Consider the following 13,541-nt stretch of genomic DNA (forward strand, 5'->3'; position numbering starts at 1 on the left):
TTCTGTCGTGAAAGATTTCTGCTAGAATGATCGGCTTTCCTCTTTAACATCTCCAGGTGACCTTCCCATGCAGCCTATGCTGAATATCGCCCTGCGCGCCGCTCGCAGCGCCAGTGAACTGATTTTCCGCTCCATCGAACGCCTGGATAGCATCAAAGTCGACGAAAAGCAGGCCAAGGACTACGTGTCCGAGGTTGACCGCGCCGCGGAGAAGGTCATCGTCGAGGCCCTGCGCAAGGCCTACCCGAACCACTCGATCCAGGGCGAAGAGACTGGCCTGCACGCCGGCACCGGCGAAGAAGGCAAGGATTACCTGTGGATCATCGATCCGCTGGACGGCACCACCAACTTCCTGCGTGGCGTTCCGCACTTCGCCGTCAGCATCGCCTGCAAATACCGCGGCCGCCTCGAGCACGCCGTGATCGTCGACCCGGTTCGCCAGGAAGAATTCACCGCCAGCCGTGGCCGTGGCGCCCAGCTCAATGGCCGCCGCCTGCGCGTCAGCTCGCGCACCAGCCTGGAAGGCGCACTGCTGGGCACCGGCTTCCCGTTCCGTGACAACCAGATGGCCGACCTGGACAACTACCTGGGCATGTTCCGCGCCCTGACCGGCCAGACCGCCGGCATTCGCCGCGCCGGCTCCGCCAGCCTGGACCTGGCCTACGTCGCCGCCGGCCGCTTCGACGCCTTCTGGGAGTCGGGCCTGTCCGAGTGGGACATGGCCGCGGGCGTGCTGCTGATCCAGGAAGCCGGTGGCCTGGTGAGCGACTTCAACGGTGGCCACGACTTCCTCGAGAAGGGCCACATCGTCGCGGGCAACATCAAGTGCTTCAAGGCCGTGCTGACCGCCATCCAGCCGCACCTGCCAGAGCACATGAAGCGCTAAGCGCTGATTGCGAGCACAAAAAAGCACCCCTCGGGGTGCTTTTTTTGTATCTGCGATCGACGCCTTCTGTGGGGGCGGCCTGCGAAAGGTTTACTGACCTGGCTGGTTCTGGCTCAAGACCAGCTTGCCATTCTTGTCCAGCGGGATGGTTGAGCCCGGCTCGTGGTCCATCTTCACCTTGCCCACCTGGTCGCCGATGGAATAGGTCACGTTGTAGCCAACCACCTTCTCGCTGATGTCGTTGACCGTGTTGCAACGGGTTTGCGTGGTGGTGTAGGTATCACGCTCCTGCATGCCTTCCTGCACCTTGTTGCCGGCATAGCCGCCACCGACCGCACCGGCCACGGTGGCAATCTTCTTGCCGGTACCGCCACCGATCTGGTTGCCCAGCAGGCCACCGGCGATGGCACCGACCACCGTACCGGCAATCTGGTGCTGGTCCTTGACCGGCGCCTGGCGCGTCACGGTGACATCCTTGCAGACCTCACGCGGCGTTTTCACTTGCTGCTTGATCGGCTGCACGTCGGTGACCTGGGCGTACTCAGGCCCCTTGTTCACCAAGCTGTAGGTCGCCACAGCACCTCCGGCAGTCACACCGACAGCACCCAGAACCGCACCCACCAGCATTGACTTGTTCACGTGAACCTCCTGATCGTACCCGCGGACTCCGGCCCGCCTTCTCCCTGCCTTGGAGCAAAAAAAAAGGCGCGAGTTCAACACTCGCGCCTCTCTTTGCGCCGAATGGCGCGGAACAAGCCTTACGGACGGTCGTCCACACCCTCGGTCTTGACCGGCGGGATCAGGTCTTCGCTGCTCAGGTTCAGCCAGATCAGCACCACGTTGGCGATGTAGATCGACGAGTAGGTACCCGCCATGACACCGATGAACAGCGCCAGGGAGAAGCCAAACAGGTTGTCGCCGCCGAAGAACAGCAGCGCGGCGATGGCCAGCAAGGTCGACACCGAGGTGGCGACGGTCCGCAGCAGGGTCTGGGTGGTCGAGATGTTGATGTTCTCGATCAGCGAGGCCTTGCGCAGCACGCGGAAGTTCTCGCGCACCCGGTCGAACACGACGATGGTGTCATTGAGCGAGTAGCCGATGATCGCCAGTACCGCCGCCAGCACCGTCAGGTCGAAGGTGATCTGGAAGAACGACAGGATACCCAGGGTGACCACCACGTCGTGGACCAGCGAGATGATCGCGCCCACGGCGAACTTCCACTGAAAGCGGAACGCCAGGTAGATGAGGATGCCGCCCAGGGCCAGGAGCATGCCGAGGCCACCCTGGTCACGCAGTTCCTCGCCCACCTGCGGGCCGACGAACTCGACGCGCTTGACCGTGGCCGGGTTGTCGCCACCGATCTTCTGCAGCGCCTCGGCCACGCGGTTGCCCAACTGCGGGTCATCGCCCGGCATGCGCACCAGCAGGTCGGTGGTGGCGCCGAAGCTCTGCACCACGGCATCGTGGAAGCCGGAACCGACCAGTTCGGTACGGACCTTTTCCAGGTCCGCCGGACGCTCGTAGGTGAGCTCGATCAGCGTACCGCCGGTGAAGTCCAGGCCGAAGTTCAGGCCCTTGTGCCACCAGCTGAACAGCGCCAGCACGGTGAGGAGCACGGTAATGGCGAACGCGACATTGCGCACGCCCATGAAGTTGATGGTTTTCATCGCAGCTCCCTCAAACCCACAGCTTCTTGATGTCACGCCCGCCGCAGGTCAGGTTGACCAGTGCGCGGGTCACCATGACGGCGGTGAACATCGAGGTGAAAATCCCGAGGGACATGGTGACCGCGAAGCCCTTGACCGGGCCGGTACCCATGGCGAACAGGATGCCGCCGACCAGCAGGGTGGTCAGGTTGGCGTCGACGATCGCCGAGTAGGCGCGGTTGAAACCTTCGTGGATGGCGCGCTGCACCGACATGCCGGCGGCGATCTCTTCGCGGATACGCGAGAAGATCAGCACGTTGGCGTCCACCGCCATGCCCATGGTCAGCACGATACCGGCGATGCCCGGCAGGGTCAGGGTGGCACCCAGCAGCGACATCAGCGCCAGCAGCAGGACCATGTTGCCTGCGAGGGCAATGGTCGCCAGCACGCCGAAGGCGCGGTAGATGGCGATGATGAACAGCGAGACGAACAGCATGCCCCACAGGGACGCATCGATACCCTTGGTGATGTTGTCGGCGCCCAAGCTCGGACCAATGGTGCGCTCTTCGGCGAAGTACATCGGCGCGGCCAGGCCACCGGCACGCAGCAGCAGGGCCAGTTCGGACGATTCGCCCTGGCCGTTCAGGCCGGTGATGCGGAACTGGCTGCCCAGCGGCGACTGGATGGTCGCCAGGCTGATGATCTTCTTCTCTTCCTGGAAGGTCTGCACCGCGACTTCTTTCTCGACGCCGTCGACCACCTGCTTCTGATAGCGGGTGACCGGCTTCTGCTCGATGAAGATCACCGCCATGCTGCGCCCGACGTTGCTGCGGGTGGCGCGGCTCATCAGCTCGCCGCCGTGGCCGTCTAGGCGAATGTTCACCTGCGGGCGACCGTGCTCGTCGAAGCTGGCCTGGGCGTCGGTGACCTGGTCACCGGTGATGATCAGGCCGCGCTCTACAGGGGCGGAGCGGCCGCCTTCGCGGAACTCGAACACCTCGGTGGTGGCCTTGGACGCACCCGGCTCGGCACCGAAGCGGAACTCCAGGTTGGCGGTCTTGCCGAGGATACGCTTGGCTTCGGCGGTGTCCTGCACGCCCGGCAGCTCGACCACGATGCGGTTGGCGCCCTGGCGCTGGACCAGCGGCTCGGCCACGCCCAGCTCGTTGACCCGGTTGCGCACGGTGGTCAGGTTCTGCTTGATCGAGTATTCGCGGATCTCGGCGACTTTCGCCTGGGTCAGCGCCAGACGCAGCACGGCGAGCTCGTTGCGCTCGGTGGTGGTCAGGTCGAAATCATTGAAATTCTTGCGGATCAGGCTGCGGGCCTGTTCGCGGGTAGCATCGTCGGCGAAGCCCAGCATGATGCCGCCGTCCTGCTGGGGCAGGCTGCGGTAGCGGACGCGCTCTTTGCGCAGCAAGGTCTTGACCTCGCCTTCGTAGACTTTCATGCGAGCGGTCATGGCCTTGTCCATGTCCACTTCCAGCAGGAAGTGCACACCACCGGACAGGTCCAGGCCCAGCTTCATCGGGCTGGCACCCAGGTTGCGCAGCCACTGCGGGGTGGTCTGGGCCAGGTTCAGGGCCACGACGTAGTCGTCGCCGAGGGCCTTGCGCGCCACATCCTTGGCCGGCAGCTGGTCTTCCTGATTGGTCAGGCGCACCAGGGCACTGCCCTTCTCGCCCAGGCTGCCGCCTTTGACGGTGATGCCGGCATCGGTCAGGGCCTTGGTCACGCGATCGAGATCGGCCTGGCTGACATGCAGGGCGGAGCTGGCGCCGCTGATCTGCACCGCCGGATCATCCGGATAGAGGTTGGGTGCGGAATAAATGAAGCCGATCGCCAGTACCACCACGATCAGCAGGTATTTCCACAGAGGGTATTTGTTCAGCATCACGCCGCCCGTTCAAGACGCGGGGCGCTTTGCGCGCCCCGACTGGAAAAGAAAACCGGTAACTCAGATAGCCTTGAGCGTACCTTTCGGCAGGGTCGCCGCCACGGCACCCTTCTGGAACTTCAGCTCGACGTTGTCGGACACTTCCAGGACCACGAAGTCGTCGGCAACCTTGACGATCTTGCCGGCGATGCCACCGGTGGTGACTACTTCGTCACCTTTTTGCAGGTTGCTCAGCAGGTTTTTCTGTTCTTTGGCACGTTTGGCCTGCGGGCGCCAGATCATCAGGTAGAAGATGACCAGGAAACCAACCAGGAAGATCCACTCGAAGCCGGTACCGGCTGGGCCGGCGGCTGGGGCTGCAGCGTCCGCGTAGGCGGCGGTAATCAAGAAGCTCATTGGGCACTCCTAATGAATATTTTCTAATAATGGATGCGAACAGTCAGTCCAAGGGCGGCACAGGCAGCCCGCGCTTGGCGTAGAAGGCGTCGACAAAGGCGGCCAATTTACCCTGTTGAATAGCCTCGCGTAAACCGGCCATCAAGCGCTGGTAATGGCGCAAGTTGTGGATGGTATTCAGCATGCTGCTCAACATTTCGCCGCACTTGTCCAAGTGGTGCAGATAGGCGCGGGAGAAGTTGGTGCAGGTATAGCAATCGCAGGTCGGATCCAGCGGCGATTCATCGTGGCGATGGAACGCGTTGCGGATCTTGATCACCCCGGTATCGACGAACAGATGGCCGTTGCGCGCATTGCGCGTGGGCATCACGCAGTCGAACATGTCGACGCCGCGGCGCACACCCTCTACAAGATCTTCCGGCTTGCCTACCCCCATAAGGTAACGAGGTTTGTCAGCCGGCATCTGCGCGGGCAGGTAGTCCAGCACCTTGATCATCTCGTGCTTGGGTTCACCCACCGAAAGGCCGCCGATGGCCAGGCCGTCGAAGTCGATGTTGACCAGTGCTTCCAGCGAGCGCATGCGCAGGTCCTGGTACATGCCACCCTGGACGATGCCGAACAGTGCCGCGGTGTTGTCGCCGTGGGCGTTCTTCGAGCGCTGGGCCCAGCGCAGCGACAGCTCCATGGAGGTGCGCGCCACATCGTGCTCGGCCGGGTACGGCGTGCACTCGTCGAAGATCATCACGATGTCCGAACCCAGGTCGCGCTGGACCTGCATGGACTCCTCGGGGCCCATGAACACCTTGGAACCGTCCACTGGCGACGCGAAGGTCACGCCTTCCTCCTTGATCTTGCGCATGGCGCCCAGGCTGAACACCTGGAAACCACCGGAATCAGTGAGGATAGGGCCTTTCCATTGCATGAAATCGTGCAGGCCGTTGTGTTTCTTGATGACCTCGGTGCCCGGGCGCAGCCACAGGTGGAAGGTATTGCCGAGGATGATCTCGGCGCCGATGGCCTCGATGTCACGCGGCAGCATGCCCTTGACCGTGCCGTAGGTGCCCACCGGCATGAAGGCCGGGGTCTCGACGGTGCCACGGGGGAAGGTCAGCCGGCCACGACGGGCCTTGCCGTCGGTGGCCAGCAGTTCGAACGACATTCGACAGGTGCGACTCATGCTTGATCCTCTGGGCCGCGTGGCGCCGGATTGCGGGTGATGAACATGGCATCACCGTAACTGAAGAAACGGTACCCGTTCTCGACCGCCGCCGCGTAGGCGGCCATGGTCTCGGGGTAACCGGCGAAGGCCGAGACCAGCATCAGCAGCGTGGACTCCGGCAGGTGGAAGTTGGTGACCAGGCAATCGACCACATGGAACGGCCGGCCCGGGAAGATGAAGATGTCCGTGTCGCCACTGAAGGCCTTGAGCTCGCCATCGCGCGCCGCGCTCTCCAGCGAACGCACGCTGGTGGTGCCCACGGCGATCACCCGGCCGCCACGGGCGCGGCACGCGGCCACGGCGTCGACCACGTCCTGGCTCACTTCGAGCCACTCTTTATGCATGGTGTGGTCTTCGATCTTGTCGACCCGCACCGGCTGGAAGGTGCCGGCGCCCACATGCAGGGTGACGAAGGCGCGCTCGACGCCCTTGGCGGCGATCTTCGCCAGCAACTCTTCGTCGAAATGCAGGCCGGCGGTGGGCGCGGCCACGGCGCCGGCGCGCTCGGCGTAGACGGTCTGGTAGCGCTCGCGGTCGGCGCCCTCGTCGGGACGGTCGATGTACGGCGGCAGCGGCATGTGACCGACGCGCTCGAGCAGCGGCAGCACCTCTTCGCTGAAGCGCAGTTCGAACAGCGTGTCGTGGCGCGCGACCATCTCGGCCTCGCCTCCGCCGTCGATGAGGATCTGCGTGCCTTCTTTCGGCGCCTTGCTGGCGCGCACGTGGGCCAGCACGCGGTGGCTGTCGAGCACGCGCTCGACCAGCACTTCCAGCTTGCCGCCGGAGGCTTTCTGGCCGAACAGCCGCGCCGGAATCACCCGGGTGTTGTTGAACACCATCAGGTCGCCGGGGCGCAGGTAGTCGAGCAGGTCGGTGAACTGCTTGTGGGCCAGTTCGCCGCTGGGGCCATCGAGCACCAGCAGGCGGCTGCCATGACGCTCGGCCAGTGGATGGCGGGCGATCAAGGAATCGGGGAGTTCGAAAGAAAAATCGGCGACGCGCATGATGATGTTCGGGTTCGACAGGGCCGGGAAGTTTAGCCCAATGCGTGAAAATTGACCATGAAAGCCGATTGACCACCTTGGGCGACCTCTCTATACTGCGGCGCCACAAGCCCTGATGGCGGAATTGGTAGACGCGGCGGATTCAAAATCCGTTTTCGAAAGGAGTGGGAGTTCGAGTCTCCCTCGGGGCACCAAGATCCAGAAAAAACCGACCTTATGGTCGGTTTTTTTGTGCCTGCAAATCAGTGCATCCGTCGATGTGCTCGATCCCTCGTCTTTTCATCCCCTCCCTCGGTCATGCGCTTTACCAAAACCGTTTCAGATGCCGATAATGTCAGTTTGCAATCAGCCTAGCGCTTTATCCCAGCCTCGAAACGGAGTTCGCATGATCCAGGCAGAACAGACCTTGCCTTCCACACGTAGCAGCCGAATCACATCTCTCGTGGCCAAGGTAATGACAGGGATAGGTGTACTGCTCGGCGGCATGTGGGCTGTCATCACTTACCTGGTGCCTGATCCCAGCGTGTTTGGCTTTGGCTTCATCAACTGGCGCAATATCGTGCTGCTGGTGAGTACCTTCACGCTGCTTGGCAGCCTGTCGATCTGCTGGCAGATGCGCAACCTGCCCAAAGTACTGCACGGCACGCTGCTGACCTTCCTGATCGCCGCGGTCTCGTTCATTTTCTTCATTCTGGGTACGGAGTATGCGAAGCCTTCCTTCGAGTTCGCCAAGGTGCAATCGACCGTGGTCGAAAACGAAGGCAACAACCTGCTTGGCAAGCGCCTTGAGGTGGTGGATGACGTCAGGTTCGAACTGATCGGTTGCGAGAACATTGGCCGCTTCCCCAACTGCACCTTCGAGCTGACCAACCAGGGCATGGACCGTGATTTCCGCTTCGATAACGCTTCCCGCCTGTTCGACGAAGCAGGCGCCCCGTTGCGTGTCGGCGAAATGCGCGTAGGCCAGCAACGCAACAATCCATGGGGTGAGTTCCAGCTGATTCGTACTGTGCCCACCCGTGTCACGTTGGTTTTCCAGGAAGCTGATCGCAAGATCGAGCGCTCGCCATCCATCAAGCTCATCTTCCGTACTCGCATGAATGAAGAGCAGGCACTCAAGTTCAATGAAGTTTCGCTGAAGTGAATCAGGCGGCTGATAGCCGTACGAGTGATGCGATATACCTGTAGGTAGGCTCTCTCGGACATCAGGACTCGCAAAGAACCGACCTTATGGTCGGTTTTTTTGCGCCTGCAAATGGCAGCTGCCCTTCCCTCAGCTCTCGCCATTGCCTCGCACCTGGCAAAAATGCCAGTTACCCCGGCTCGAGACCATGGGTATGTTGACCGTGAAGGACGCAATCAGGCGCCCAACTGCCAGGGTATCAAGCGCATGTGTACACGGAACGTATCCATCCTGTTAGCAGGCGTGCTGTGCTGCCTGTCCACGACCAGCGTCATGGCCGCCACCGCCGAGTCGGTACAACACTTTATCGCCCCCTGCTTCAGCCCTGTACAGAAGGTCAATTGCGAGGTGTCCGGAGTTGTGCGCAGCGGTGCCGGGTTGATCCTCGTGAATGACAAGCGCATGCCCACCCCCGCTGGCTCCGCAGTGTTCACGATGCAGCTCAAGGACGACCGGGCCATCGGCCCTCCTACCTACTTGGAAAACCAGGTCTTGAGCCAGGCCGACAAATACGAAGCCCTGACCACCACCCTGGACGGCAAATTCGTCATCGCCAGTACTGCATTCAACAAGGAAGGCACCCTCGATAATCCCGGGCTCGATGTGCTCAATACCTTGGTGTACTGGCCTGTAATCGCGCCGGACCAGGCCAAGGTCCTGTCACCCTCAACGCGAGGCGGTATCACCAGCTCGCGCGAACTGCGGGAAAAGATCTTCAAGGCGATCGACTTGCACAAACAGCAGGAAGGAGGCGCCCATTCGCCCGCCACGTCTTATTTCCAGGTCGAAGCACTGACAACCGCCCCCGACGACACCTTGTTGATCGGCCTGCGCAAGTACGGTCAGGACAGCAAGACGGCCACTTTCTCATTCCTGCTGCTCTCGGTTTCGTTGAAGCAGCTCGATGGAGAACTGATGCTGGGCGATGCGTTCAAGGTCATCCTGAACCTCACACCCGACAAACTCGCGCGTGAACTGGGACTGCCCGACGGCTCGCTTGCGGAGCTTGGACTGTCAGGCATCGAGTTCGACCGTTACAACAATGACCGTTTCTATGCCGTCACCAGCTTCGAAAAAGGCGATGTCCTCGGTGGTTACCTGTGGATGCTACCTCTGGAAAAAGGCGCTGCAGGACAGCCACAACCCGTTAGAGGCAAGGATGGAGCACCGATAAAGTTCGCCAACAAGCCGGAAGGTGTCGAAGTACTCGATCAGCACCGAGTATTGGTCGTACACGATGATGATCGGGTCAAGGTGAAGGACGACGAAAACGGCAGCGTGCGCAAGGACTACGAGTTTACCTACAGTGTCATCAACCTCGCGCCAACGCAGTAGGTCTTGTATGCCAGGGCGCCAAGAGGCATGAAGCCTTGCTCACAGTAGCGACGCAGTGACCCACAGCCTGTACGGCAGAGAACCACTGGCTATGCCCGGCTCATCCGCCGATGGATTTTTAAGCTGCCTATACGGCAGTGAACCCGGAACAATTTCAAGCAGCCTTGGAGAGAATTATCTGAGCTGCCTACACGGCAGCTCAGATAATGATCGCAGAAGCCTGTTCCATGGCTGATTTGTTCACTGCCGCGTAGCAACTCAAAACTCGACCAGGTACGCAATAGCCGCCAGCGCCTTTTTCTAAGCTGACTACACGGGTGAGCGAGGGGAACAGGGCTGCAACCAAGTGAGAATTTCTGAGTGCCCCTTACAACAGCCCAGAAAACCTTCGCCGCTAGCCCCCTTCCTGCACAGAAAATCACACAAGGTACAACTTACTGTGTAGCCAGAGCTGCCGCTCTACACTAAGTTTCACAAACCGTGACTTTCTGTTGATCGATCCATGCCTGCGCAGCCGCTTCAGTACCTCTATCGAAGCCTGCACCACCTCGCCACGCCCCAGCGCTATCTGTTCACGCCAGCGGATATGCGTGCCCTGGTGCCCGGCTTGTCCGACGGCGCCTATCGCTCGCTGCTGAGCAGGGCGTCCAGCGACAGCATCCTGATCAGGGCGTGCAGAGGGCTTTACCTCTTCACTCCAGCCAAACCCAACCCTGGGCTCGTGCTCTATCACACCGCGGCCCGCTTGCGAGCTGACAACCTCAACTACATCAGCCTCGAGTGCGCCCTCAGCGATATCGGAGTGATCTCTCAGGTACCACAGAACTGGCTGACTATCATGTCGTCAGGACGAAGCCAGACCATAAGCTGCGCAGCTTTCGGCACGGTCGAGTTCGTCCATACCACCCGTACCGCTCTCGAACTCAACGGCCAACTCGACTACGACGACCGCTGCCGCCTATGGCGCGCCAAAGCCTCGCTGGCCTTGGCCGACATGAAGCGGACCAGACGCAATCTGGAGCTGATCGACTGGAAAACGGCCAATGAACTTGTTTGATCGACTTGTCCTGCACGCCCTGGGCAACACACCTGAGGTCGCTTCACTGTAAGCAGCCTGCCCAGAATTGACATCCCGCTATCAGTTGCACAGGGTTGGCAATTTCTCAAAACTGCGGAACATCATCCATGCCACTTAGCCATCGACCCGTTCGCCCTGCCGACATCGCCACGCTCTGCGACTTCCCTCAAGGCCCGGACGAACTGTTCTATATGTTCCCCAAAGCCACCTACCCGCTCACTCCCGCGCAACTGAGCGAAGCCATCGCCCAGCGCAGCGGCTCGACGGTGGTCGAAATCGACGGGGTGATCGTTGGCTTCGCCAATTTCTACAAGGCCGAGTATGAAGGCGTCTGCGCACTGGGTAATGTGGTTGTAGCCCCAACTGCGCGGGGTCAGGGCGTGGCACGTTATCTGGTGCAGTGCATGATCGACTTGGCTCTCCAAGCCTTTGCGGCGCGGGAGGTCTGGGTGTCGTGTTTCAATCACAACACCGCAGGGCTGCTACTTTATCCACAGCTGGGTTTTGTGCCGTTCGGGATCCAGGAGCGGCGGGCGCCGGATGGGTCCCGGGTAGCGCTGGTGCAGATGAAGCAGGAGTTGAGCTGAGGTTGAGGTGATTTACGTGTGTGCGGTGTGGCCTGGATTGGGGCTGCGTTGCAGCCCTTCGCGGGGCAAGTCCGCCTAAAATCGCCCGCGCAACCTTTGAGCGATCGGTAAATTCCCGTTACACCCTGCGACGAATCCCACCGAACCTTGCCCCTCCCGCGACGTCGGAACCTGCATCCCCCGCATCGAGGTTCCCCCACGTGAACGCCCTCCTCGCCCGCAAATTCCGCCTGGTGGTCAAGACCTTCGGCTACATCGGCTGGTCGCTGTTCTGGCTGTTGATCTGGGACGTGCTGGTCACCATCGACTTCATGCTGTTCTTCAACAGCAAGTTCAGCCTGCCGCTGATCCCGCTCACCCTGCTGGGCTCGGCGCTGGTGGTGCTGGTGAGCTTTCGCAACAGCAGCGCCTACAACCGCTGGTGGGAGGCGCGCACGCTATGGGGGGCGCTGGTGAACAGCTCGCGCAGCTTCGCCCGGCAGGTGCTGACGCTGGTCGATGATCCGGTCGATGGGCCGAACCCGGTGAAGGCGACCTTGCTGCGCCGGCATATCGCCTACGTGAACTGCCTGGCGGCGCACCTCAAGGGCGAGCAGTGCCCGGATGAGCTGATGGCCTTCATACCGCCCGGGGAGTTCGAGCGGCGCAATCGTTCGAACAATTTCGCCAATGATATCCTCGGCGGCTCGGCGGCCTTGCTGGCCCAGGAGTACCAGGCCGGTCGGCTGGACAGCATTCGCCTGGCGCGGCTGGAATCGACCCTGGTGGACATGTCCAACGCCCAGGGCGGGATGGAGCGGATCGCCAATACGCCGCTACCCTACCCTTATGTGTACTTCCCGCGGCTGTTCATCACGTTGTTCTGCCTGATCGTGCCGGTGGGGCTGGTGGAGTCGCTAGGCTGGTTCACGCCGCTGGCCTCGACGGTGGTCGGCTTCATGCTGCTGGCCATCGAGCGGATCGGCACGGACCTGCAGAGCCCGTTCCGCTTCAGCGAGCACCAGATCCCGATGGACACGATCTGCGAGACGATCGAACGCAACCTGGAGTCGATGCAACGGGAGGCGCAATGCGGCGCCTTGGCGCACTGATCCGCCCGCCCTTCTTTATTCCCGCCGGGCGTACTCCCGGCAATCCTCCCAGCCGATTCCGCTCTGGGCCGTGTGCTGCAGCAACCACTCCAGCGCCGGCTGCGCCTTGGGCTGGTTGTCGCGGAACTGGATCACGCCCTTGCGCCACAGCAGCATCAGCGTCAGCACCCGCTGTGCCGAGGCCTCGGCGGTCAGCGGCCCGTCATCCTGGGCATCGATGTCCCACAACGATACCCGCAACTGCTGGCTGTCCATGAACGCCTCGCCATCGGCGCGGCGCTGGCCGTAGGGCGGGCGGAACAAGGGCACGTACTGCTCCGCCAGGTCGGCCTGGACCCGTGCCTGGCTGCGTCGTAGCGAATCCTGCCAGTCCTGCCACTGGGCGTGGGAGCGGTACTCCCAACCCTGGACACCCACGCACTGGCCGGCATACAGCTCATCCACCGGGCCGGCGTCGCGACGTTGCTGCAGACGATTGCCGAGCACGAAGAAAATCCCGTCGAGCTTTTGCCGCCTCAGGTAGTCGGCCACCGCATCGGTGCTGCCGCCCTGCGGCCCCGGGCCGCCAACGAAGGTCAGGAGGAACATCCGGTCGTTGAGTGCCTCGCCATTGCGCTCGCGGCTGGATAGCTTGGCCACCTCGCTGGTGGTCTGCGGGAAAAGCGCGGCCTTGCGCAACTGCTCATCCAGGTACCGCGTGTGGAACTGGTGACTAGGTTCGACCCATCCCGCATAGAACGTGCCGACATCCTCGGCGAAAACGGCGGACTGCGTGCGCAGGTCGGCCATGGAATCGACCGGGTAGCAGAACGAGGCATCCTGCTCGCAACTCTTCTGCGCCTGTTGATAACTTGTCCACAGGCGCTGCCACAGACGTGCCCTTACGGCCCGCACGACGGTCAGGTTGACCTGGCGCAGGCCGAGCCGGGCCGTCAACGCCTGCTCGTCGAGCATCTCGCTTTCGTGCAGCACCCGGGCGAACGACAGGATCTCCGCCCGCGATGCCACGTCGAACAGCGTCGGGTTGTCCAGCTGCTCAGGCCACAGCGCTCGATCGAAACTGACGAAATCCGCCGGGGCCGCCTGCGCGCCCAGGCTGAGCAGCCCGGCGAACAGGGCAAACGCGATACGCACGATGAGCAATCTCCTTGAAGGCATGGCGCGCACTATAACGCGACCAACCGCGGTTTAATGTGGCGATGTTCGGTGACTATCGTCG

13 protein-coding genes and 1 tRNA gene are annotated in these 13,541 nt (G+C 61.9%); 7 read left to right on the forward strand and 7 right to left on the reverse strand.

Translation table 11 applies throughout. The features are described from left to right. Positions 1-67 precede the first annotated feature (67 nt). Positions 68-886 carry a type III secretion system regulator SuhB gene (gene suhB, locus K5H97_RS24510; RefSeq protein ID WP_028689585.1) on the forward strand — a complete coding sequence of 273 codons (819 nt, stop codon included), beginning with the start codon at positions 68-70 and terminating at the stop codon, positions 884-886. Positions 887-976: 90 nt separating this feature from the next. Here suhB and K5H97_RS24515 read toward each other — a convergent pair whose 3' ends face one another. The 6 genes from K5H97_RS24515 to queA all read right to left on the reverse strand — a co-directional run bounded on the left by K5H97_RS24515 (position 977) and on the right by queA (position 7,048). Continuing rightward, complete coding sequence (locus K5H97_RS24515; RefSeq protein ID WP_028689584.1) at positions 977-1,525, reverse strand: glycine zipper 2TM domain-containing protein; 549 nt, start codon at positions 1,523-1,525, stop codon at positions 977-979. 119 nt (positions 1,526-1,644) lie between these two features. Then, the gene (gene secF, locus K5H97_RS24520) at positions 1,645-2,553 is read right to left on the reverse strand and encodes a protein translocase subunit SecF (RefSeq protein WP_028689583.1); all 909 of its coding nucleotides are present in this window, start codon (positions 2,551-2,553) and stop codon (positions 1,645-1,647) included. A 10-nt stretch (positions 2,554-2,563) separates the two neighbouring features. After that, the gene (gene secD, locus K5H97_RS24525) at positions 2,564-4,426 is read right to left on the reverse strand and encodes a protein translocase subunit SecD (RefSeq protein WP_028689582.1); all 1,863 of its coding nucleotides are present in this window, start codon (positions 4,424-4,426) and stop codon (positions 2,564-2,566) included. A 63-nt stretch (positions 4,427-4,489) separates the two neighbouring features. Beyond that, entirely contained in the window at positions 4,490-4,825 is a 336-nt protein-coding gene (yajC, locus tag K5H97_RS24530) for a preprotein translocase subunit YajC (protein WP_028689581.1), read from the reverse strand. A 43-nt stretch (positions 4,826-4,868) separates the two neighbouring features. Next, complete coding sequence (gene tgt / locus K5H97_RS24535) at positions 4,869-5,984, reverse strand: tRNA guanosine(34) transglycosylase Tgt (RefSeq protein ID WP_023629281.1); 1,116 nt, start codon at positions 5,982-5,984, stop codon at positions 4,869-4,871. 14 nt (positions 5,985-5,998) lie between these two features. Continuing rightward, positions 5,999-7,048, reverse strand: a complete 1,050-nt coding sequence (gene queA / locus K5H97_RS24540; RefSeq protein WP_028689579.1) for a tRNA preQ1(34) S-adenosylmethionine ribosyltransferase-isomerase QueA — start codon at positions 7,046-7,048, stop codon at positions 5,999-6,001. A 109-nt stretch (positions 7,049-7,157) separates the two neighbouring features. Between queA and K5H97_RS24545 the strand changes: the two genes are divergently transcribed. The 6 genes from K5H97_RS24545 (at position 7,158) to K5H97_RS24570 (ending at position 12,322) form a co-directional block, all read left to right on the forward strand. Continuing rightward, a tRNA-Leu gene (locus K5H97_RS24545) sits at positions 7,158-7,242 on the forward strand. Positions 7,243-7,433: 191 nt separating this feature from the next. Beyond that, complete coding sequence (locus K5H97_RS24550; protein ID WP_028689578.1) at positions 7,434-8,192, forward strand: hypothetical protein; 759 nt, start codon at positions 7,434-7,436, stop codon at positions 8,190-8,192. A gap of 312 nt (positions 8,193-8,504) precedes the next feature. Further along, positions 8,505-9,566: a hypothetical protein gene (locus tag K5H97_RS24555; RefSeq protein WP_232108777.1), complete on the forward strand. Its 1,062-nt coding sequence runs from the start codon at positions 8,505-8,507 to the stop codon at positions 9,564-9,566. Positions 9,567-10,068: 502 nt separating this feature from the next. Beyond that, the gene (gene abiEi, locus K5H97_RS24560; protein ID WP_028689576.1) at positions 10,069-10,623 is read left to right on the forward strand and encodes a type IV toxin-antitoxin system AbiEi family antitoxin; all 555 of its coding nucleotides are present in this window, start codon (positions 10,069-10,071) and stop codon (positions 10,621-10,623) included. Positions 10,624-10,751: 128 nt separating this feature from the next. After that, positions 10,752-11,231, forward strand: coding sequence for a GNAT family N-acetyltransferase (locus K5H97_RS24565; protein WP_028689575.1), 480 nt, complete (start codon positions 10,752-10,754; stop codon positions 11,229-11,231). Positions 11,232-11,431: 200 nt separating this feature from the next. Continuing rightward, positions 11,432-12,322, forward strand: a complete 891-nt coding sequence (locus K5H97_RS24570; protein ID WP_028689574.1) for a bestrophin family protein — start codon at positions 11,432-11,434, stop codon at positions 12,320-12,322. Positions 12,323-12,337: 15 nt separating this feature from the next. Here the strand turns inward: K5H97_RS24570 and K5H97_RS24575 are convergent, their stop codons facing one another. Beyond that, positions 12,338-13,456, reverse strand: a complete 1,119-nt coding sequence (locus K5H97_RS24575) for a polysaccharide deacetylase family protein (RefSeq protein WP_028689573.1) — start codon at positions 13,454-13,456, stop codon at positions 12,338-12,340. Positions 13,457-13,541: the final 85 nt, after the last annotated feature.

The organism is Pseudomonas mosselii, assembly GCF_019823065.1.
In the GTDB taxonomy this organism is placed as follows: Bacteria; Pseudomonadota; Gammaproteobacteria; order Pseudomonadales; family Pseudomonadaceae; genus Aquipseudomonas; species Aquipseudomonas mosselii.